This window comes from Pseudobutyrivibrio sp. UC1225 (assembly GCF_900115215.1).
Lineage (GTDB): Bacteria > Bacillota > Clostridia > Lachnospirales > Lachnospiraceae > Pseudobutyrivibrio.
In genome coordinates this window covers 1-21,135 of sequence record NZ_FOVQ01000009.1, presented here as the reverse complement: position 1 = coordinate 21,135, position 21,135 = coordinate 1, and the positions used below count along the sequence as shown (strand labels likewise).

21 protein-coding genes and 1 tRNA gene are annotated in these 21,135 nt (G+C 41.6%); all 22 read left to right on the top strand.

What is annotated here, in order from left to right; translation table 11 throughout:
* Positions 1-134 precede the first annotated feature (134 nt).
* Positions 135-1,272 (top strand): peptide chain release factor 2 gene (gene prfB / locus BMZ41_RS11130; protein ID WP_143071344.1). Its coding sequence is split into 2 segments (ribosomal slippage): positions 135-209 and positions 211-1,272, totalling 1,137 coding nucleotides; the frame shifts between segments, so codons are not numbered across the junction.
* Between the two features lie 256 nt (positions 1,273-1,528).
* Positions 1,529-1,972 (top strand): ACT domain-containing protein, encoded by a 444-nt coding sequence (locus BMZ41_RS11125; RefSeq protein WP_090169285.1) that lies wholly within the window; start codon positions 1,529-1,531, stop codon positions 1,970-1,972.
* Positions 1,973-1,979: 7 nt separating this feature from the next.
* Entirely contained in the window at positions 1,980-3,176 is a 1,197-nt protein-coding gene (locus BMZ41_RS11120) for a homoserine dehydrogenase (RefSeq protein WP_090169288.1), read from the top strand.
* Between the two features lie 12 nt (positions 3,177-3,188).
* Positions 3,189-3,791, top strand: coding sequence for a bifunctional phosphoserine phosphatase/homoserine phosphotransferase ThrH (gene thrH / locus BMZ41_RS11115; protein WP_090529673.1), 603 nt, complete (start codon positions 3,189-3,191; stop codon positions 3,789-3,791).
* Positions 3,792-4,177: 386 nt separating this feature from the next.
* Entirely contained in the window at positions 4,178-4,756 is a 579-nt protein-coding gene (locus tag BMZ41_RS11110) for a glycerol-3-phosphate responsive antiterminator (RefSeq protein WP_090169292.1), read from the top strand.
* A gap of 66 nt (positions 4,757-4,822) precedes the next feature.
* Positions 4,823-6,322, top strand: coding sequence for a glycerol kinase GlpK (gene glpK / locus BMZ41_RS11105; RefSeq protein ID WP_090169294.1), 1,500 nt, complete (start codon positions 4,823-4,825; stop codon positions 6,320-6,322).
* A gap of 191 nt (positions 6,323-6,513) precedes the next feature.
* Positions 6,514-7,236 (top strand): MIP/aquaporin family protein, encoded by a 723-nt coding sequence (locus BMZ41_RS11100; RefSeq protein WP_090169297.1) that lies wholly within the window; start codon positions 6,514-6,516, stop codon positions 7,234-7,236.
* A gap of 119 nt (positions 7,237-7,355) precedes the next feature.
* Entirely contained in the window at positions 7,356-8,813 is a 1,458-nt protein-coding gene (locus BMZ41_RS11095) for an NAD(P)/FAD-dependent oxidoreductase (protein ID WP_090529780.1), read from the top strand.
* On the top strand, positions 8,813-10,075 hold the full coding sequence (locus tag BMZ41_RS11090) for an NAD(P)/FAD-dependent oxidoreductase (protein ID WP_090529670.1): 1,263 nt from the start codon (positions 8,813-8,815) through the stop codon (positions 10,073-10,075). Before BMZ41_RS11095 ends, BMZ41_RS11090 begins: the two co-directional genes overlap by 1 nt.
* A gap of 20 nt (positions 10,076-10,095) precedes the next feature.
* The gene (locus BMZ41_RS11085) at positions 10,096-10,461 is read left to right on the top strand and encodes a DUF1667 domain-containing protein (RefSeq protein WP_090169298.1); all 366 of its coding nucleotides are present in this window, start codon (positions 10,096-10,098) and stop codon (positions 10,459-10,461) included.
* A gap of 77 nt (positions 10,462-10,538) precedes the next feature.
* Positions 10,539-11,588 (top strand): acyltransferase family protein, encoded by a 1,050-nt coding sequence (locus BMZ41_RS11080; RefSeq protein ID WP_090529668.1) that lies wholly within the window; start codon positions 10,539-10,541, stop codon positions 11,586-11,588.
* 9 nt (positions 11,589-11,597) lie between these two features.
* Complete coding sequence (locus BMZ41_RS11075; RefSeq protein ID WP_090529665.1) at positions 11,598-13,757, top strand: Tex family protein; 2,160 nt, start codon at positions 11,598-11,600, stop codon at positions 13,755-13,757.
* Between the two features lie 254 nt (positions 13,758-14,011).
* Positions 14,012-14,509: a YcxB family protein gene (locus BMZ41_RS11070; protein ID WP_090169304.1), complete on the top strand. Its 498-nt coding sequence runs from the start codon at positions 14,012-14,014 to the stop codon at positions 14,507-14,509.
* The gene (gene tsaE, locus BMZ41_RS11065; protein ID WP_090169306.1) at positions 14,506-14,937 is read left to right on the top strand and encodes a tRNA (adenosine(37)-N6)-threonylcarbamoyltransferase complex ATPase subunit type 1 TsaE; all 432 of its coding nucleotides are present in this window, start codon (positions 14,506-14,508) and stop codon (positions 14,935-14,937) included. Before BMZ41_RS11070 ends, tsaE begins: the two co-directional genes overlap by 4 nt.
* Positions 14,938-14,940: 3 nt before the next feature.
* Positions 14,941-15,651, top strand: coding sequence for a tRNA (adenosine(37)-N6)-threonylcarbamoyltransferase complex dimerization subunit type 1 TsaB (gene tsaB, locus BMZ41_RS11060; RefSeq protein ID WP_090529662.1), 711 nt, complete (start codon positions 14,941-14,943; stop codon positions 15,649-15,651).
* Entirely contained in the window at positions 15,651-16,097 is a 447-nt protein-coding gene (gene rimI / locus BMZ41_RS11055; protein WP_090529659.1) for a ribosomal protein S18-alanine N-acetyltransferase, read from the top strand. The genes tsaB and rimI overlap by 1 nt, the downstream gene beginning before the upstream one ends.
* Positions 16,097-17,008 (top strand): ribonuclease Z, encoded by a 912-nt coding sequence (locus tag BMZ41_RS11050; RefSeq protein ID WP_090529657.1) that lies wholly within the window; start codon positions 16,097-16,099, stop codon positions 17,006-17,008. Before rimI ends, BMZ41_RS11050 begins: the two co-directional genes overlap by 1 nt.
* Before the next feature lies 1 nt (position 17,009).
* Positions 17,010-17,594 (top strand): DUF6715 family protein, encoded by a 585-nt coding sequence (locus tag BMZ41_RS11045; protein WP_090529654.1) that lies wholly within the window; start codon positions 17,010-17,012, stop codon positions 17,592-17,594.
* Positions 17,584-18,609 carry a tRNA (adenosine(37)-N6)-threonylcarbamoyltransferase complex transferase subunit TsaD gene (tsaD, locus tag BMZ41_RS11040; protein WP_090169316.1) on the top strand — a complete coding sequence of 342 codons (1,026 nt, stop codon included), beginning with the start codon at positions 17,584-17,586 and terminating at the stop codon, positions 18,607-18,609. The genes BMZ41_RS11045 and tsaD overlap by 11 nt, the downstream gene beginning before the upstream one ends.
* Positions 18,609-19,304, top strand: a complete 696-nt coding sequence (ispD, locus tag BMZ41_RS11035) for a 2-C-methyl-D-erythritol 4-phosphate cytidylyltransferase (protein ID WP_090529651.1) — start codon at positions 18,609-18,611, stop codon at positions 19,302-19,304. The genes tsaD and ispD overlap by 1 nt, the downstream gene beginning before the upstream one ends.
* Positions 19,305-19,462: 158 nt before the next feature.
* A tRNA-Ser gene (locus tag BMZ41_RS11030) sits at positions 19,463-19,548 on the top strand.
* A gap of 181 nt (positions 19,549-19,729) precedes the next feature.
* On the top strand, positions 19,730-20,752 hold the full coding sequence (locus BMZ41_RS11025; RefSeq protein ID WP_090529648.1) for a threonine aldolase family protein: 1,023 nt from the start codon (positions 19,730-19,732) through the stop codon (positions 20,750-20,752).
* The last annotated feature ends 383 nt before the right edge of the window (positions 20,753-21,135 follow it).

The window sequence follows — 21,135 nt, the reverse complement described above, 5'->3', positions numbered from 1 at the left end:
AATAATAGTATTATAAGATAGCTTGTAGCTGACAATCTCTGTGAAATGCTTTAGCGAATCGTGTTAGATGAGCGGAGCATTCACAGGATTGTAAGCGTAACAAGCGAGCTTAAGATAAGGAAAGAGGTGATTTCGTGATAGAACTTGATCAGTTCAAGCAGCGACTTACGTCGCAAAAAAACTCTATGACGGAAGTGAGGGATTCACTTTGACGTCGCAGCTAAGAAAGCTCGCATAGAAGAGCTTGAGCGCGAGATGGAGGCTCCAGATTTTTGGACGGATGCTACCACATCTACAGCCAAGATGAAAGAGCTTAAATCTATGAAGGATGACGTTGCAGTCATAGATAAGCTTGAAGATTTATATAAAGAAATAGAAGATTACATCGAGCTTGGAAATGAAGAAGAGGATCAGGAGATAGTTGATACTGTTTCACTTCTTATAGAAGAGTTCGAGACAGATTTAGAGACTCTCAGAATGAAGACACTTCTTTCAGGAGAATACGATGGCGATAGTGCCATTGTTACTTTGCATTCAGGGGCAGGCGGTGTCGAGGCATGTGACTGGGTACAGATGCTTTACAGAATGTACAGCCGTTGGGCTGGTGATATGGGCTATGCAGTGGATGAGCTGGATTATCAGGAAGGTGATGAAGCTGGAATCAAATCAGTTACCTTTCAGGTGAATGGTGAGAATGCCTATGGATATCTTAAATCAGAAAAAGGTATCCACCGTTTGGTGCGTATTTCTCCTTTCAATGCACAGGGCAAGCGACAGACTTCCTTTGCCAGCTGTGATGTAATGCCAGATATCGAAGAAGATGTTGATGTTGAGATTAAGGACGAGGACATCAGAATCGATACCTATCGTTCTTCAGGTGCCGGTGGCCAGCATATCAACAAGACAAGCTCGGCTATAAGAATCACACATTTCCCTACAGGAATTGTTGTAACCTGTCAGAACGAGCGAAGCCAGTTCCAAAATAAAGACAAGGCTATGCAGATGTTAAAGACAAAGCTTCTTCTTTTAAAGCAGGAGGAGAATGCAGCCAAAGCTAATGGTATTCGTGGCGAAGTTTCAGAAATCGGTTGGGGCAATCAAATTCGTTCCTACGTCCTTCAGCCATACACCATGGTCAAAGATCTTCGTACAGGTGAAGAATCTGGAAATGCAGATGCAGTCCTTGATGGAAAGCTCACACCGTTCATGAACGCGTACCTGAAATGGTTATCATTAGGTTGCCCAGACCGTAATACATCAGATACGGATTAGATATTAAGCATTCCATAGAAAGACTTGGCAGGCGCGAGCAAGAGGGCCCCGCTCAGGTTATTTGACATCTAGTCAAATGTTCTGAGATGGGAGATGGCTTGCGGGAGTTTTGAAAGAGTAAATCTGGAATGCGTAAGTATTTAAAATACTTTCACAATTTAATATGATAAAGTACTTGAATTTAGGTAGTGTTTAATGTTATTATCTTTGAAGCGTGTACAAATGTATTTGTACAAAAGACACTTGTGGAGGAGATATGGCAGAGAAGACTACCTATTTTGTATTAAAAGAAAAAGCTGTACCAGAAGTATTGCTAAAGGTTGTTGCCGCTAAAAAGTTACTTGATACTGGTAAATGCGATTCAGTCCAGGAGGCTACCGAAAAGGTTGGCATAAGCCGTAGCTCATTTTATAAGTATAAGGATGACATTTTCCCATTCCATGAGGATATAAAGGGAAAGACAATTAATATGGTTATCCAGTTGGAGGATGAGCCAGGAATTCTATCCAGAGTTTTGGAAGAGATGGCCCACTTCCATGTGAATATTTTGACTATACATCAAAGTATTCCAGTCAATGGTTTTGCCACCCTTACTATATCGGTGGATGTACTAGAAGATTCAGGGGATTTCTCTGATTTGGTTAGTGCGATAGAGGCCGTTGATGGTGTTCATTATGTAAAGATTTTAGCAAGGGAGTGACAACAGGATGAAAGCAGCGATTATGGGATACGGAACAATTGGTTCCGGTGTAGCAAAGGTTCTTGAGACAAACAAAGACGTCTTGGCAGAGAGAATTGGTGAGCCACTTGAGCTTAAATATATTCTCGATCTAAGAGATTTCCCTGGAGATCCACATGAGAAATGCTTTGTTAAGGACTATAAGGAAATAGTCAAGGACAAAGAGGTTAAGATTGTTGTGGAGACTATGGGTGGTGTTGAGCCTGCATTTACCTTTGTGAAGGCAATGTTGGAAGCTGGCAAATCAGTTACCACCTCAAACAAGGCACTTGTTGCCGATAAGGGTGCTGAGCTGATGCAGATTGCAGAAAAGCACAATGTAAACTTTGTGTTTGAAGCAGCTGTAGGTGGCGGTATTCCTATCATTAGAACCCTGACCGCCTGCTTAACTGGTGATGTTATAGAGGAAATCGATGCTATCTGCAATGGAACTACAAACTACATGCTTACAAACATGGAGCAGTTTGGCAGTGACTATGCAGAGATTTTAGCAGAGGCACAGTCATTAGGTTATGCTGAGAAGGACCCTACAGCAGACGTTGAAGGCTTCGACAGTTGCCGCAAGATTGCCATCCTTACATCTCTTGTCACAGGAAAGAATGTTGATTTCAATGATATTCCAACAGAAGGAATCAGCAAGATTTCTGCTACTGATTTTAAATATGCAAAGGCTATGGGACGAAGCATTAAGCTTATCGCTCGTAGCGTGAAGGCTGGCGATAAATATGCATGTCGTGTCGCACCATATTTAGTAAAGCCAGAGAACATGCTTTATCATGTCTCAGGAGTTATGAATGCAGTTTCTGTAAAGGGAAATATGCTTGGCGAGTCTATGTACTATGGCGCCGGCGCAGGTGCCCTTCCTACAGCATCAGCTGTTGTAGGAGATATGGTTTTCCTCGCAAAGAATATTGATAAGTACATAAAGCTTGGCTGGACTGATGAAAAGTATCAGCTTTCAGATCCTACTCAGGAGAAGTTTAGATATTTTGTTAGAACCACTGCTTCTCAGTCAGATATTGAGAATGGTTTTGAAAATGTTGAATATTCAAATCTCGACTTGGATGATGAAGTGGGTTTCATTACTTCAGAGATGACAGAGCGTGAATTCAACGAGCGTAAGGCTGCGCTTGGTGGTATTATTTCAGTAATTCGATTGGCATAAGGAGAATAAGACATGTATGTTACTTGCTTAGATTTAGAAGGTGTACTGGTTCCAGAGATTTGGATTGCTTTTGCCGAGGCAACAGGGATCCCAGAGCTTAAAAAGACAACAAGAGATGAGCCTGATTACGACAAGCTCATGAATTATAGAATTGGTATTTTAAAAGAGCATGGACTTGGACTTAAAGAGATTCAGGACACCATCGCTACAATTGATCCACTTCCAGGTGCAAAGGAGTTCTTGGATAAGCTCAGAGCCTTTGGACAGGTTATAATTATTAGCGATACATTTTCACAGTTCGCTGGACCTCTTATGGAAAAGCTTGGAATGCCTACCATTTTCTGCAACGAGTTGATTGTCGGAGATGATGGAGAAATCACAGGCTACAAGATGCGCTGCGAAAAGAGTAAGCTTACAACAGTAAGAGCATTGCAGTCATGTGGCTTTGACACTATTGCCAGTGGCGACAGCTTCAATGATCTCGCAATGATTGAAGCATCAAAGGCAGGCTTCTTATTTAGAACAACAGATGCAATCAAGAAGGACTATCCACAGTATCCAGCCTTCGAAGAATATGACGATTTATACAACGCTATAGTAAACGTTCAGAAATAAACGGTTTCCCATTGAGACAAAAAGCAAGTTTTGGTATCAACTATCAAAACTTGCTTTAATTTTACTTAAATTCTTTCTCGCAAATACAGTTGTCTATTTTCGCTAAACACTATTTCCTTAAAATAAGCCTATTTATACATAATTTACAGTTTGTTAATATAGTAACAATGACAATTTTGAGCAATTATGAACAGATAATGATAATTATGTGAAAAATATATGTTGAATTTTACCCATATGTCGTGTATCATTTAAACATAAAAGTTAATAAATGCCCGTGAGAAGATGAGAATGTGGCTGTGTCGAGAGTTGGAGCTCTTGTATCTTTAGGCATGTTCTTTTTTTGTGCCTAAAACAATAAGGGTATTAGAGGGAGTAAATTTTCAATGCATAGAGACTTCATCGAAAAGCTGGAAGCAAATCCAGTTATCGCAGCCATAAAAGATGATAAGGGGCTTGAGAAAGCGATTAAAACGGAATGCGAGATTATATTCATACTTTATGGGGATGTATGTACGATTCCAGGTATCGTGCAAAGAATAAAATCAGCAGACAAAATCGCAATGGTTCATTTAGATTTGATTACAGGTCTTAATAACACCAAAGAAATCTCAGTAGACTTCATCAAAAATAACACCCAGGCAGATGGAATAATTACCACCAAGGGTAATCTTATCGGAAGGGCAAAGGAGTTAGGCTTATATACAGTGCTCAGATATTTTGTAATCGACAGCATGGCTCTTGTAAATATTGAAAAGCAAGACCGGCACGGAATATCTCAGCCAGATGTCATCGAGATTCTCCCAGGTATAGTCTTACCAAAGATTATCAAGAGAGTTAACAAAGCCAGCAGAGTTCCTGTTTTGGCAGGAGGACTTATTGGTGACAAAGATGATGTAATGAATGCACTTAATAATGGGGTGCTCGCCGTATCTACCACGAATGAAGAGGTATGGGAGCTTTAAGGGATTCGTTAACAGCCACTCCTTAGTATTAGCCAATGCCACAAGGCAAAAGAAGGAGGAGTAATAATGGCAAAATACGTAATGGCGCTCGATGCCGGAACAACTAGTAACAGATGTATCCTTTTCAATGAGAAAGGTGAGATGTGCTCTGTTGCACAGAAGGAATTCACACAGTACTTCCCACAGCCAGGCTGGGTAGAGCATGATGCTAATGAAATTTGGCAGACACAGCTTTCTGTAGCTCGTGAGGCTATGAGAAAGGTTAATGCTAAGTCAGAGGATATCGCAGCAATCGGTATCACTAACCAGCGTGAGACAGTTATCGTTTGGGATAGAGCAACAGGACAGCCTATCACACACGCTATCGTATGGCAGTGTCGTCGTACAGCTGACTGGGCTGAGCAGATGAAGGGAAAGATTCCTGGTATCGTTGAGAAGTTCCAGCAGAAGACAGGTCTTAAGTTTGACCCATATTTCTCAGGAACAAAGATCCGTTGGATCCTTGATAATGTAGAGGGTGCTCGTGAGAGAGCAGAGAAAGGTGAGCTTTGCTTCGGTACTGTAGATTCTTGGTTAATCTACAAGCTTACAAAGGGTAAAGTACACGTTACAGATTACTCAAATGCTTCACGTACATTATTATTCAACATCAACACTCTTGAGTGGGATGAGGAGCTTTGCCAGATTCTTGACATTCCTATGAGCATGCTTCCAGAAGCTAAGCCTTCAAGCTGCATCTATGGAGAGACAGATCCAGAATTCTTCGGTGGTCCTATCCGTATCGCTGGTGCTGCTGGTGATCAGCAGGCAGCTCTTTTCGGACAGACATGCTACAAAGAGGGTGAAGCAAAGAATACATACGGAACAGGTTGCTTCATGCTTATGAACACAGGTGAGAAGCCAATCTTCTCTAAGAATGACCTTCTTACAACCATCGCTTGGGGATTAGATGGAAAGGTTACATACGCACTTGAAGGTTCTGTATACGTTGCTGGTGCTGCTATTCAGTGGCTCCGTGACGAGTTAAAGATTGTAGATTCTTCACCAGATTCAGAGTACTTCGCTACTCGCGTTAAGGATACAAACGGATGCTATGTTGTACCTGCTTTCACAGGTCTCGGCGCTCCTTACTGGGATCCATACGCACGTGGAGCTATCACAGGTCTTACACGTGGTGTAAATAAATATCACCTTATCAGAGCAACACTTGAGTCACTTGCTTATCAGACATACGATGTTCTTCATGCTATGGAGCTCGATTCTGGAAAGCACCTTACAGCTCTCAAGGTTGACGGTGGTGCATCAAACAACAACTTCTTGATGCAGTTCCAGTCTGATATCATCAACACTGACGTTCTTCGTCCAAGCTGTGTTGAGACAACAGCTATGGGTGCTGCTTACCTTGCAGGTCTTGCAGTTGGATACTGGAAGAGCAAGGAAGACGTTATTAAGAACTGGTCAGTTGACCGCGAGTTCAAGCCAGAGATGACAAACGCTGACAGAACAGCTGCTCTCAAGGGCTGGACAAAGGCTGTTGCAGCTACACGTGGTTGGGCTAAAGAATAAGTCGTTAAAAAATTGAACAATAAGCACCCTTCGGAAAGTTGGCAAGCGCGAGCAGGAAGGCTCCATGCCGGGGAAGGAGGGTGCCCCTTTAGGGGAGTTCCCTTGCCCGAGTATGGAAGGTGGCCTGCGGGAGCATGTTATATTTATTGGGTGCTTATAAATATTATATTTTAAGTAAGGGGGAAATTTTTATGTCAGTTTATGTAGGCGAGTTTATAGGTACTATTTTACTTGTATTACTCGGAGATGGTGTTTGCTGTAACGTTTCATTGAACAAGTCAGGTTTCAAGGGCGGCGGAGCTGTTCATATCCTCATCGGTTGGGGAATGGCAGTTATGGTTCCTGCATTTGCAATGAGCAACTTCACAGGATGCCCTTCAGCGTTCAACCCTGCTGTTACAATCGGTCTTGCTATCAGAACAGGTGACTGGAGCACAGTACCTGGACAGATTGTTGCACAGATGCTTGGCGGTTTCGTAGGCGCAGCAATCCTTATCTTCCTTTATGGAGATCACATTAAGGAAACAGCTGATGACGCAGTAGTACGTGGATGCTTCTGTACAGCACCTTCTATTCCAAATCAGGTTCTCAACTTTGCTTCTGAGTTCGTAGCTACATTCGTGCTCGTATTCACACTTGCACTTATTCCAGCTGGCTCAGACAGAACAGTTTGGGTACTTGTTTATGGCGTAATCGTTGCTTGCGGTGCTTCATTTGGTGGTCTTACAGGATACGCTATGAACGCAGCAAGAGATACAGCTCCTCGTATTGCTTACCTTTGCCTTGCACCAAACTTTGGTAAGAAGGATGGTAACTGGAGCTATGGATGGATCCCAGCAGTAGCACCTATCTGTGGTGGTATTGTTGCATCAGTTCTTTACAATGCACTTGCAGCTGCTCAGATGTTTGGCTAAAATATTAATTAGAATTTAATAGTGTATTAATGAGGCGAGAGAATAATGAGACTACGGGGGACGTAGTTTATTTCCCTCGCCTTTTTGTATAAGTTTTATTGAGAAGGAGAAAAAATATGTTGTATGATGTCATAATCATAGGCGCAGGCGTTTCAGGAAGCGCAATTGCAAGGGAACTCTCACGTTTCGAAGCTAACGTCTGTGTTCTTGAAAAGTGTGAGGATGTATGTGAGGGTACATCAAAAGCAAATTCTGCAATTGTTCACGCAGGTTTTGATGCTGCAGCCGGTTCATTAATGGCTAAATTAAATGTTCGTGGAAATGAGATGATGGACGACCTTTGCCGTGATTTGGACATTCCGTTCAAAAGAAATGGTTCTATGGTTGTTTGTATCCACAAGGAAGCACTTCCAGGACTTCAGGACCTCTATGACAGAGGTGTTAAAAATGGCGTAAAGGGATTAAAGATTCTTACACGCGAAGAGGCTCTCGAGATGGAGCCAAACCTTTCAGATAATGTTGAGGGTGCTTTATATGCACCAACTGGCGGAATTATCTGCCCATTCAAGCTTTGCATTGCAATGGCAGAAAACGCAAATGTAAACGGAGTAGATTTTAGATTTAATACAAAGGTAGAAGCTATTACAGCTGGTGAAGACGGATTATGGCACATTCGCACCAACAATGGTGAGTATGTTTCTAAATATGTAGTAAATGCTGCAGGTGTTTACTCAGGTGTTATCCACAATATGGTATCTCAGGATGATGACAAAATCGAAATCATCCCACGTCGAGGTGATTATTGCCTCCTTGATAAAGAGGTTGGTGGACATGTTAGCCACACAATTTTCCCTCAGCCAACAAATCTTGGTAAAGGTGTTCTTGTTTCTCCAACAGTTCACGGCAACCTTATCGTTGGTCCTACAGCTATTGATATTGAGGATAAGGAAGGCACCAACACCACAGCAGATGGAATTAACGATTTGATTGCAAAGGCAAACGATCACGTAAAGAATCTTCCAATGAGAAAGGTTATTACATCCTTCGCAGGCCTTCGTGCACACGAAGCTCGTCACGAGTTTATCATTGGCGAGGTTAAGGGTGCTAAGCACTTTATTGACTGTGCAGCTATAGAATCACCAGGTCTTACATCAAGCCCAGCTATCGGTGAGATGGTAGGAAATATGTTGAGAGATATGATGGCTCTCAAGCCAAAGGCTAACTGGATTAGCACACGTAAGGATGTTATGAACCCAGCAGACCTTTCAGTTGAAGAAAGAAATGAGTTAATCAAGAAAAATCCAGCATATGGTAACATCATTTGCCGCTGCGAATCTATTTCAGAGGGAGAAATTCTTGATGCAATCCATAGACCACTTGGTGCTCGTTCTCTTGATGGAGTTAAGAGAAGAACACGTGCTGGAATGGGAAGATGTCAGGCAGGTTTCTGTTCTCCAAAGACAATGGAAATTCTTCACAGAGAGCTCGGCCTTAAGTATGAAGAAATCACAAAGAGCGGTGGACGTTCAAATATCGTAATTGAGCGCACCAAAAATCAGAAGGGAGGCGAGCAGTAATGTTGAACTATGATATTGTTATTGTTGGCGGTGGCCCAGCAGGTCTTGCAGCTGCAGTTGCAGCAAGAAACGCTGGTGTAGATAAAATTCTTATTTTAGAGAGAGATAAAGAACTTGGTGGTATCCTTAATCAGTGTATCCACAACGGTTTCGGTCTCCACACCTTTAAAGAGGAGCTTACAGGTCCAGAGTATGCTTATCGTTTCATCGAGAAGGTTCTCGATGCTAAGATTGAATACAAGCTCAACACAATGGTAATGGATATTTCAGGCGACAGAGTTGTTACAGCTATGAGCCGTGAGGATGGTATGTACCAGATTAAGGCTGGCGCAGTTATCCTTGCAATGGGATGCCGCGAGCGTCCAAGAGGAGCTTTAAACATTCCTGGCTATAGACCAGCTGGTATTTTCTCAGCAGGTACAGCTCAGCGTCTTGTAAATATCGAAGGCTACATGCCAGGCCGAGAGGTAGTTATCCTCGGTTCTGGTGATATCGGACTTATCATGGCACGTCGTATGACACTTGAAGGTGCTAAGGTTAAGGTTGTAGCAGAGCTTATGCCATACTCAGGCGGATTAAAGAGAAATATTGTTCAGTGTCTTGATGACTTTGGTATTCCACTTAAGTTATCACACACTGTTGTTGATATCGAGGGCAAGGAGCACCTTACAGCTGTCACAATTGCAGCAGTTGATAACAAGGGCAAGCCAATCCCTGGCACAGAGGAAAGATACACTTGCGATACCCTTCTTCTTTCTTGCGGCCTTATTCCAGAGAATGAGCTTTCAAGAACAGCAGGTGTTGAGATGAGCCCAATCACAAGTGGCCCAGTTGTAAATGAGTCTCTTGAGACAAATATCCCTGGCGTATTTGCTTGTGGTAACGTTCTTCATGTACACGATCTTGTTGACTACGTTTCTGAGGAAGCAGACAGAGCCGGCCAGAACGCAGCCAAGTTTGTTAAGGGAGAGCTTACTGATGGTGCAGCTGATATCGAAATCGTTGCAACAGAAGGCGCTCGTTACACAGTTCCATCTACAATTAACGTAGACAGAATGGATGACAAGCTCACAGTTCGTTTCCGTGTTGGTGCTGTTTACAAGGATTCATATGTAAGTGTTTACTTCGATGATGAGAGAGTAATGCACAACAAGAAACGTATCATGGCACCAGGCGAGATGGAACAGGTTATCCTTCTCAAGGACAAGCTTGCTGAGAAGCCAGGATTAAAGAAAATCACAGTTAAGATTGAAGCAGAGTAAAAGGAGGCGGCAGATAGATTATGGAAAAAAGAGAATTAACTTGTATCGGCTGCCCAATGGGTTGCCAGATTACAGTAGAATTAGAAAATGGCGAGGTTTTATCTGTAACAGGTAACACTTGCAAAATCGGCGAGAATTACGCTAAAAACGAAGTAACACATCCTGAGAGAACAGTTACATCTACAGCTGTTATTTTAGGCGGCGACAAGCCACGTGTTTCAGTTAAGACAAAGTCCAACATTCCAAAGGACAAAATCGCTGATGTTATGAAGGAGATTGATGCAGCAGTCATGAAAGCTCCAGTACATATCGGAGATGTAGTTGTTAAGGATGTTTGCGGAACCGGCGTAGACGTTGTAGCAACAAGAAATGTAGAGACATTATAAAAGGAAGCAGCTGGCACCTTGTGGTGCCGGCTGTTTTTTTATATACTTAACTAGAAAATAAAACTAGGAGAGTATACATGAAAAAACGAATCATAGGCCTTGATATCCTCCGCGATATCGGCGTCATTTTTATATTCTTTTACCACTTCTTTGTGGAGTATATTGTTACAGCCCAGGGCACAGATGGTGCCATGTACGGCTATAACTATTTCTTTAATATTTTGGCTCGTCCAGCCAGCCTTTTCCTATTTGTAATTTCAGGCTATGCCCTTATGTATAATCATGAGGATGAGCTGCCACTTGGGAAATATTATTTAAGAAGATTCAAGGGATTGTTTATTCCATTTTATGTAGCTTACACAATAATGTTTGTGGTTTGCTTTTTGGTGGATAATCAGGTGGTAGGTCACGATCTTCCAATCAGCAGATTTATATTTACCATCCTTGGTGTAGACGGAGTGGCTCAGCTTATAAAGGCAGACTTCTACCTTATTGGTGAGTGGTTTATGTCATGTATAGTAGTTTGCTATGCACTATTCCCTCTTCTTGCCAAGCTACTTAATAAATTCAAATTCATCACACTGGGAGTATTGCTTGTATGGTATGTAATTGCTCTTTTAATCTACAATCCATTCCCATTTACGCAGTTGATGAATCCACTTTTTATCATCGTGTATTTCTATCTTGGAATGCTTCTTCAGGTACAGCTTGGAGACGAGAAGATTAATTCAAAGCTTAGAATAGTTTGTGCGATTTTATCGGCACTTATCTTTATTTACTTCTGCCTTATAGGTTTCGTTCCATCCTTCGAATGGATGAAGCTTACACAGGAGCAGAATGAACTTATTTACTTTGCAATAAGCATGACTATGCTGGTTGCACTTCGTGATGTGGAAATCTCATCAGAAAAATCCGTATATACGATAATAACTTACATCTCCGGCATCAGCTGGTATGTAATTTTATTACATCATAGAATAATGATTTTATTCTATTCACACTTATCAGTAGAAGCATATAACCATCGAGAAATTTTCGCGTTGCTCTTAGCGTGCATTTTCATCACCTGGTCAGCGTCTATTCTCGTACGTAATCTTTCTTCACGTGTGAAAAAAATATTTAAATAGGAGTACATCATGGATATTACTAAAAAGATAGCAACTGAACTTCAAGTTCGTCCACAGCAGGTTGAAGCTGCTATAAAATTATTAGATGAAGGCAACACTGTTCCATTTATCTCACGATACAGAAAGGAAGTTACAGGTGGTCTTAATGATGAGCAGCTTCGTGCACTTGCAGAGCGCCTCACATATTTAAGAAACCTCGAAGATAAAAAAGCTACTTGCCTTGCTTCTATCGAAGAGCAGGGACTTCTTACAGAGGAGCTTAAGAAAGCTATTCTTGAAGCAGAGACACAGGTAGCTGTAGATGACTTATATCGTCCTTACCGTCCAAAGCGCCGCACTCGTGCAACTATCGCTAAGGAAAAGGGCTTGGAGCCACTTGCAAACATCATCATTCTTCAGATGACAGATAAGTCCCTTGCAGACGAGGCAAAGGCGTTCATCAATCCAGAGAAGGAAGTAAACACACCAGAGGAAGCTATCGCAGGAGCTTGCGATATAATCGCTGAAAGCATTTCTGATGATGCGGATTATCGTACCTGGATTCGTGAAAAGACTTTCAAGAATGGTCGTATCGTTTCTAAGGCAAAGGATGCCGAAGCAGAATCTGTTTATGAGAATTACTATGATTATGATGAAGCTATCGCAAAGCTTCCAGGTCATAGAATTCTTGCTCTCAATCGTGGTGAAAAAGAGAAGATTCTTAAGGTTAGCATTGAATCTCCTGTAGAGGATATTCTTAATTACCTTCAGAAGAAAATTATCAGCCGTGATAACGTAAATACGAATCAGGCGCTCATCGATACAATCGAGGATGCATACACAAGACTAATTGCACCTTCCATTGAAAATGAAATCAGAAACAATCTTACAGAGATGGCAGAAGACGGAGCTATTAAGGTATTTGGCAAGAACCTTACACAGCTTCTCATGCAGCCTCCAATTGCTGGTCGCAATGTTCTGGGTTGGGACCCAGCTTTTAGAACAGGTTGTAAGATTGCAGTAGTTGATGCAACAGGAAAGGTTCTCGATACTACTGTTGTTTATCCAACTGCACCTCAGAACAAAGTAGAGGAGACAAAGAAGGTTATCAAAGGCCTTATTAAGAAATACAACGTTTCCCTTATCTCTCTTGGAAATGGTACTGCTAGCCGTGAGTCTGAGCAGATTATCGTAGATATGCTTAAAGAGATTCCAGAGAAGGTTGAGTACATTATCGTTAATGAGGCAGGTGCTTCTGTTTATTCTGCCAGCAAGCTTGCCACAGAGGAGTTCCCAAACTTCGATGTAGGACAGCGTAGTGCAACATCTATGGCGCGTCGTCTCCAAGATCCACTTGCTGAGCTTGTAAAGATTGATCCAAAATCAGTAGGTGTTGGCCAGTATCAGCATGACATGAATCAGAAGAAGCTTGACGAGACACTTGCAGGTGTTGTAGAGACTTGTGTTAACGCTGTTGGTGTAGATCTTAATACAGCCTCTGCTTCACTTTTAGAGTATGTATCTGGTATCAACAAAACTCTTGCAAAGAACATTGTTGAATATCGTGAGACAAATGGTCGTTTTAATTCACGTGCAGAGCTTAAGAAGGTTCCAAAGCTTGGACCAAAAGCATTTGAGCAGTGCGCAGGTTTCATGCGTATCACAGGTGGTAAGAATCCACTTGATGCCACAGCTGTTCATCCAGAAAGTTATGATGCAGCCAAGGCTCTTCTTGAGAAGCTTGGCTTCGACACAAAGGATATTGCAGCAGGAACACTTAAGGATATCCACAAGAGTATTTCTAATATTAAGGCTTTATCCACAGAACTTGGCGTTGGTGAGATGACTTTGGAGGATATCGTTAAAGAGCTTGAAAAGCCAGGTCGTGATCCTCGTGAGGATATGCCAAAGCCTATCCTTAAGAGCGATGTTCTTGAGATGAAAGATCTTAAACCAGGCATGCAACTTAAGGGTACTGTTCGTAATGTAATCGATTTTGGTGCCTTCATCGATATCGGTGTTCATCAGGATGGATTAGTTCATATTTCTCAGATGACAGACCGTTATATTAAGCATCCGCTTGAGGTAGTTTCAGTCGGAGATATCGTTGATGTAGAGGTTTTATCTGTTGATGAGAAAAAGGGCAGAATCGCTCTCACAATGAAGCTCAATAAGGCTAAGAAAGCTTAAAGGTTTAAGTGTTGTAATCATACACAGATATTGATGGCAGAAATTGTCATAATTTTACAAAATAATACTCTCCAAGAGGCAAACTGTTGACATTAATTACTAGTAATTCTATACTTTCTTTAGTCGAGAAAAGTAACAGTGAGTTTGCTTTTTAGGAGATAAGGTTTTGACGAGTCGTTAGGGGTTTCGGCTCGTCTTTTTTTATGCACAAATATATGATAAACTAATAGAAAAATAGGGAGAATACGTGCATTATGGATAACATTAGCTTTGAAACCCAAATTAAAGAAGAAGATTTATTCAAATTCAATTGGCACCACGCCTTGGGGCAGCGTATTATGTCCCTTGCACTTGGAATACTTTTACTACTTGTATTAATGCTGAAATTTGATACACTACCAGTGTTTTGGCGAATGTCCTATGTGTTGTTTGCGGCTATTATAATTTTTTATATGCCCTTCACCTTGAAGACAAGAGCCAAGCTTCAGATGCAGCAGGAGGTGTTCAAGCACCCAATCAGATATCAGCTCAAGGATACAGGCATTGTTGTCACATCCCCAGCATCAGAGGAGCCAGCAGAGCTTCCATGGGAGTATGTGTTCAAAGTAGCTACTTGGAAGAAATATCTTCTTATCTACAGCAACAGGGTTAATGCTTACATCATTCCTAAAGAGGATATTGGAGATGCGTATGAGCCAGCTGTTGAATATATTAAAAATCACGTAGAGGATTACAAAATACAAATAAAATGATAGAAATATTTGAAACTAATTCACCAGAAGAAACAGATGCCCTTGGCAGAAAGCTTGGCGAAGCAGCTACACCAGGGCAGGTATTTACACTTATTGGAGATTTGGGTGTTGGCAAGACAGTGTTCACTCAGGGCTTTGCCACAGGTCTTCACATTGATGAAGCTATCTGCAGTCCGACCTTCACTATTGTGCAGGTATATGACACAGGCAGATTGCCTTTCTATCACTTCGACGTATATCGTATAGGCGATGTAGAAGAGATGGATGAGATTGGTTACGAGGATTATGTTTACGGCGATGGAGTCTCACTTATCGAGTGGGCAAACCTCATCGAAGATATTCTTCCAGAACATTACACTCAGATTACAATTGAAAAAGATTTAGAAAAGGGATTTGACTATCGCAAAATTACGGTAGAACAGATATAGAATATGAAGATTTTAGGAATAGATGGCTCAGGACTGGTTGCCTCAGTTGCCATCGTAGAAGATGATAATTTAATTGGCGAGTACACCACAGGTTACAAGAAGACTCATTCACAGACCTTGCTTCCAATGCTTGATGAGCTCAAAAAGATGGTAGAGCTGGATCTTAATTCAGTAGATGCCATTGCAGTTTCAGCGGGTCCAGGTTCTTTCACAGGACTTAGAATTGCTTCTGCCACAGCAAAGGGATTGGGTTTATCTCTTGGCTGTCCAATTGTGTCAGTGCCAACAGTAGACGCCCTTGCTTATAACATGTGGGGAAATGATGGGATTATTTGCCCAATCTTAGATGCAAGACGTGGGCAGGTATACACTGGCCTCTATAAGTTCGAACAGTCCGGTGAATTCACAGTAGTACACGCTCAGTGCGCAGTTGATTTTGCTGAAATAGCAGAAAAGATAAATGAAGCTGGTCAGCCAGTCACATTCCTTGGAGATGGAGTTCCAGTATTCAAAGAAAAGATTGAAGAAATTATTAAGGTTCCATATAGATTCGCTCCAGCTCATCTCAATCGTCAGCATGCTTCAGCAGTGGCATGCCTCGGTTCAATCTACTATGCAAATGGAGATTGTGAGATTGCAGCAGATCACAGACCAGAATACCTTCGTTTGTCTCAGGCTGAAAGAGAGCGTATGGAAAAGGAAGGAAAAGCTTAATGGCTTTTACATACAGATTTGCAAATGAAAAGGACCTTCCATCGATAGTAGAAATCGAAAACGCAGCCATGAGCTGTCCATGGTCCTTGAAGTCTTATGAAGAAGCGGTTGCTTCAGACCACTCCTTTATAATGGTGGCAGAAGATGATGGGCAGATAGCAGCCTTCAGCGTTTACTATCTCACACCGCCAGAGTCAGAGCTTCCAGATATTGTCGTAGATGAAAAATATCGAGGTCAGGGATTAGGCCGTCAGCTTCTTGCCAAATCAATAGAGGAACTTGAAGCACGTGGCGTTGACACTATCTTCTTAGAGGTTCGTGTCAGCAACGCTCCAGCCCGTCGCTTATATGAAAGCTTCGGTTTCGAAGAAATTGGCGTACGTAAGTATTTCTACTCCAATCCAGTGGAAGATGCCATTTGCATGAAATTTGAAAGGACTATTTAATGTTAGACGTTTGTTTACTAGGCACAGCAGGCATGATGCCGCTGCCTAATAGATGGCTCACTTCATGTTTATTTAGATTTAATGGAGAGGGCTTGTTAGTGGATTGTGGAGAGGGCACACAGGTTGCTCTAAGGGAAGCAGGCTTCTCTCCAAACCCAATCTCAATTATATGTATTACACATTACCATGCTGATCACATCAGCGGCCTGCCAGGATTGCTTCTTTCCATGGGCAACTCAGACAGAGTAGAACCAATTACCATCGTTGGCCCAAAGGGACTTGAAAAGGTGGTTAATTCTCTCAGGGTAATTGCTCCAGAGCTTCCCTTTGAGATTAAGTTTCACGAGATTACAGAAGCAGATGAATGCTTCGAATTATTAGGCTACCATATCCATGCATTCAGAGTTAACCATAATGTTCTCTGCTACGGATATACGATAGATATTCCAAGAAAGGGTCGATTTGATGTAGAAGCAGCCAAATCTCTTGGACTTCCTGTTACACTTTGGAATCCACTTCAAAAGGGCAAGACAGTGGAGCACGAAGGAAAGACTTTCACTCCTGAAATGGTAATGGGAGATGCCCGCAAGGGTATAAAAGTTACCTATTGTACAGATACCCGTCCTACCAAATCTCTTGTGGAGGCGGCAAAGGACGCTGATCTTCTTATCTGCGAGGGCATGTATGCAGAGGAGGATAAATTAGCAAAAGCAAAACAGAATAAGCATATGACCTTCTATGAGGCGGCTCAGGTTGCCAAGGATGCAAATGTAAACGAACTTTGGCTTACACATTTCTCACCATCCATGACAGGTCATAAAAGATATATGAAAGCTGTCTGTGATATTTTTCCACAGGCTAAGCTCGGGGAAGATGGCAAGTTCTTAGAATTGGATTTTGCGGAGGAGTAATATGAAAAAGGTACTGCGAATAGGAATAGCGGTTATCTGTATGGCATGCCTAATTGTGGGCTACTATACCTACTTATCACGCCGTAATGCCACGGCTAAAGCAGATGAAAATGTAGAGTTATCCGAAGTGCAGACTATCATTTCGAAGAATTTTAAGAATGATTATCCTGCCACACCTAGAGCAGTAGTAAAATGGTACAATCGAATTATTTCAGCCTACTATGCAGAGGATTATGATCAGGCTCAATTAGAAAAAATGGCAGACCAGGCCAGAGCCCTTATGGATGATGAGCTATTGAAATATAATCCTAGAGATACATATATAGCTTCTCTGAATCTGGAAATACAGGATTACAAGAATCGTAAGCGGACTATTGTGTCTGCAACGGTCAGCGATTCTAAAGAAGTTCAATACAAAACCGTTAATGGATATGAGTGCGCTTTTGTTTCTACCTACTATTTTATGAGAGAGGGAAGCACTTACGATCGAACCTACGAGGACTTTTGTCTGAGGAAGGACAAAAACGGTAACTGGAAAATCCTTACATGGAGGCTGTCTTCAGAGGATAAAGTAAATGGATACTAAAGAAATTAAAATATTAGCAATTGAAAGCTCCTGCGATGAAACTGCAGCAGCAGTAGTTATCAACGGAAGAGATGTTAGAAGTAATGTGATATCCACACAGATACCACTTCATACACTATACGGCGGTGTTGTTCCAGAGATTGCATCCCGTAAACATATAGAACGTATAAATCAGGTTATAGAGCAGGCTCTTGAGGAGGCTGACATGGGACTGGAGGATATGGACGCCATTGCGGTTACATATGGTCCGGGGCTAGTTGGCGCCCTTCTTGTAGGTGTTGCTGAAGCAAAGGCTATCGCATTTGCGGAGCAGCTCCCTCTTATTGGTGTTCATCACATCGAAGGCCACATCAGCGCTAATTACATCGAGAATAAAGAATTGAAGCCACCATTCCTTTGCTTGGTTGTTTCAGGTGGTCACACACATCTTGTTCGTGTGGCAGATTATGGTAAATACGAAATTCTTGGTCGCACCAGAGATGATGCAGCAGGCGAAGCCTTTGATAAGGTTGCCCGTGCCATCGGCTTAGGTTACCCAGGTGGACCAAAGATTGAGAAGGCAGCCCACGAGGGAGATCCTTTTGCTATTCAGTTTACTAGACCTAAGGTGTCTGATGGAGTATATGATTTCTCCTTCAGTGGTTTAAAATCTCAGGTATTAAATTATATTAACGGTGCTCAGATGAAGGGCGAGACTATAAACGAGGCTGATGTAGCTGCGTCCTTCCAGCAGACGGTAATTGACACATTATGTGAGCATGCAGCCCTTGCTATCGATGAATTTGGCATGGACAAATTTGCAATAGCCGGAGGTGTTGCATCCAACCAGACTCTTCGTGCAGCTATGGAAAAAATGTGTAAGGAGAAGGGTGTAGAATTCTATCACCCATCCCCAATTCTTTGTACAGATAACGCAGCTATGATTGGTGCAGCAGCATACTACGAGTATCTTGCAGGCCGTCGTGATGGCTGGGATCTTAATGCTATACCAAATTTGAAGTTAGGTGAAAGATAATGAATAAATTCACAGCAATAGTTCTTGCCGCTGGCTCAGGCAAGCGAATGGAACAGGAAATACCAAAGCAATATATGAAGATGGGTGATGTACCTCTTATGGTACATTGCTTACGTACATTCCAGGAAAGTAAGGTTACTCAGATTGTTCTTGTAGTAGCTCCTGGTGATGTAGAAAAATGCCGTAGGGAAATTGTTGAGAGATACGGTATTACAAAGTGCGTTGCCATTGTAGAAGGTGGTGAAGAGCGCTACAACTCCGTTTATGCAGGTCTACAGGCTATAAATGATGGCTATGTACTTATTCATGACTGTGCCAGAGCTTTTGTTTCTATAGATGTTATTCATAGATGTATGTCGGCAGTTATGCTTTATGAGTCATGTGTTGTTGGCATGCCTACAAAGGATACAGTCAAGCTTACAGATGATCATAGAAAGGTTCTTGATACCCCGGATAGAAATAACGTCTGGATTGTTCAGACTCCTCAGTGTTTCGAATACAATCTTATCCGTGAAGCCTACGATAAGGTTATTGCTTCAGCTGACAAATCTATTACAGATGATGCTATGATTGTGGAGCGCGCTACTAATCATGAGGTGCATATGATTCCAGGCTCTTATATGAACATTAAAGTAACTACTCCTGAGGACATTGCTTTTGGTGAAGCAATCCTTAAAAATCAGGGTAAAATATAGTGGTTTTCAGGCTCTGAAATATATGCCATAAAAGTTAGGAAAAACCTGATATTGTCGCAATATTCCGAATTCAAAATTTTATAAAAAAACTTCAAATATTTTGTTGACATATGGGTAGACGGATGGTATTATACTATTCGTGTCCGAGAGATACAGATGCAGAGGTATCGAAGTGGTCATAACGAGGCGGTCTTGAAAACCGTTTGTCCGCAAGGGCGCGTGGGTTCGAATCCCACCCTCTGCGTTAAGGCAATCGCGAAAGCGGTTGCCTTTTTTCGTATATACGTATATATTCTTTTAAAAGATATTATGTAGACTGAGCTTCTAATTAACAATCTCTATATATTCTGAGCGATACATCTAGTTAAGCGAAGATTATATAGGAGTGTTAATGTAAGAATTGGAGATTATAGAGGAGGTAGGATATGTTATATTTTTCATGTGATTATGCAGAAGGTTGTCACCCTAAAGTTCTTGAAGCATTAATAGAATCGAATCTTGTTTCAACACCAGGTTATGGTGAGGATAAATATTGCGAAGAGGCGAAGAAGAAGATTCGTGATTATATTAAATGCCCAAGTGCAGATATTTATTTTCTGGTAGGAGGCACACAGACTAACCAGGTGGTAATTGATTCCATGCTTTCTAATTATGATGGCGTTGTTGCAGCAGCTACTGGTCACGTAGCCTGTCATGAAGCAGGTGCTATCGAGTATAGCGGCCACAAAGTTATCACTATACCTGCTCACGAGGGTAAGATTGATCCCGTTGAGCTAAAAGATATGTTAGAGACACATTACGCAGATGACAGCTGTGAGCATATGGTTAATCCTGGTATGGTATATATCTCTTATCCAACAGAGTATGGAACACTATATTCTCGTAGTGAACTTGAAGCTGTTTCTTCTATATGTAAGGAATATAATATTCCGTTGTTTATAGATGGAGCACGTCTTGCCTATGGCTTGGCGGCTCAGGATGATTTAACAATGGCAGATATCGCTTCCTATGCAGATGTATTTTATATAGGAGGAACAAAGGTTGGTGCCCTCTTTGGAGAGGCGGTTGTTTTCACAAAAGGAAATACACCTAAGCATATGATTACACAAATAAAACAACACGGTGCTCTTTTGGCAAAGGGCAGACTCCTTGGTGTTCAGTTCGGCGCGTTGTTTACAGATGATCTATATATGGAGATGGGACGTCATGCTGTTGAGCAGGCTTCTATAATAAGAGAGGATCTTCGTGCTAAGGGATATCACCTCTTCATGGAGAATCCTACAAATCAGATCTTCGTGGTGATGGAGAATGAGGCCTTGAAATCCTTTGGTGAAAAGGTGTCTTATGGCTTCTGGGAGAAGTATGATGATAGCCATACAGTTATTCGAATTGCTACTAGTTGGGCAACCACAAATGAGGCTGTAAATGCACTGAAAAACATTCTGTGAAAAAAGTAAAAAAATATCGAAAAAGTTGTTGACACATAAGGGGCTGGGTGCTATTATAAACAAGCTGTCGCGTGAGCGAGAAACACTTGAAAAAGTGATAGTAATAACTTACAAAAACAGCTGAAGAAATTAGTAAAAAGTGCTTGACAAAAAGCCATCCACTTGATACTATATACAAGCTGACTCGAGAGAGCATCAGCCCTTGATTTTCTAAGAAAGTCAAGAAAAAATAATTAAAAAGTTGTTGACAAAAAGCTGACATCGTGATAATATAAACGAGTTGCTGCTGAGAGCAACAACAAAGCGAAGATTGATAACTGAACAGTGAAACAAACCTTGAATTAATACAAGTTTTTAAAACATGTATCCTTGAAATTCATTTA

Bases quoted from the DNA above. Each gene is read 5' to 3' on its own strand.
- tsaB (WP_090529662.1), top strand. From the start codon at position 14,941: ATGAAGATTTTAGGAATAGATGGCTCAGGACTGGTTGCCTCAGTTGCC.
- BMZ41_RS11110 (WP_090169292.1), top strand. From the start codon at position 4,178: ATGCATAGAGACTTCATCGAAAAGCTGGAAGCAAATCCAGTTATCGCA.
- BMZ41_RS11050 (WP_090529657.1), top strand. From the start codon at position 16,097: ATGTTAGACGTTTGTTTACTAGGCACAGCAGGCATGATGCCGCTGCCT.
- tsaD (WP_090169316.1), top strand. From the start codon at position 17,584: ATGGATACTAAAGAAATTAAAATATTAGCAATTGAAAGCTCCTGCGAT.
- BMZ41_RS11090 (WP_090529670.1), top strand. From the start codon at position 8,813: ATGTTGAACTATGATATTGTTATTGTTGGCGGTGGCCCAGCAGGTCTT.
- BMZ41_RS11100 (WP_090169297.1), top strand. From the start codon at position 6,514: ATGTCAGTTTATGTAGGCGAGTTTATAGGTACTATTTTACTTGTATTA.
- BMZ41_RS11045 (WP_090529654.1), top strand. From the start codon at position 17,010: ATGAAAAAGGTACTGCGAATAGGAATAGCGGTTATCTGTATGGCATGC.
- BMZ41_RS11125 (WP_090169285.1), top strand. From the start codon at position 1,529: ATGGCAGAGAAGACTACCTATTTTGTATTAAAAGAAAAAGCTGTACCA.
- ispD (WP_090529651.1), top strand. From the start codon at position 18,609: ATGAATAAATTCACAGCAATAGTTCTTGCCGCTGGCTCAGGCAAGCGA.
- BMZ41_RS11085 (WP_090169298.1), top strand. From the start codon at position 10,096: ATGGAAAAAAGAGAATTAACTTGTATCGGCTGCCCAATGGGTTGCCAG.
- BMZ41_RS11120 (WP_090169288.1), top strand. From the start codon at position 1,980: ATGAAAGCAGCGATTATGGGATACGGAACAATTGGTTCCGGTGTAGCA.
- rimI (WP_090529659.1), top strand. From the start codon at position 15,651: ATGGCTTTTACATACAGATTTGCAAATGAAAAGGACCTTCCATCGATA.
- glpK (WP_090169294.1), top strand. From the start codon at position 4,823: ATGGCAAAATACGTAATGGCGCTCGATGCCGGAACAACTAGTAACAGA.
- BMZ41_RS11070 (WP_090169304.1), top strand. From the start codon at position 14,012: ATGGATAACATTAGCTTTGAAACCCAAATTAAAGAAGAAGATTTATTC.
- BMZ41_RS11075 (WP_090529665.1), top strand. From the start codon at position 11,598: ATGGATATTACTAAAAAGATAGCAACTGAACTTCAAGTTCGTCCACAG.
- BMZ41_RS11080 (WP_090529668.1), top strand. From the start codon at position 10,539: ATGAAAAAACGAATCATAGGCCTTGATATCCTCCGCGATATCGGCGTC.
- thrH (WP_090529673.1), top strand. From the start codon at position 3,189: ATGTATGTTACTTGCTTAGATTTAGAAGGTGTACTGGTTCCAGAGATT.
- BMZ41_RS11025 (WP_090529648.1), top strand. From the start codon at position 19,730: ATGTTATATTTTTCATGTGATTATGCAGAAGGTTGTCACCCTAAAGTT.
- tsaE (WP_090169306.1), top strand. From the start codon at position 14,506: ATGATAGAAATATTTGAAACTAATTCACCAGAAGAAACAGATGCCCTT.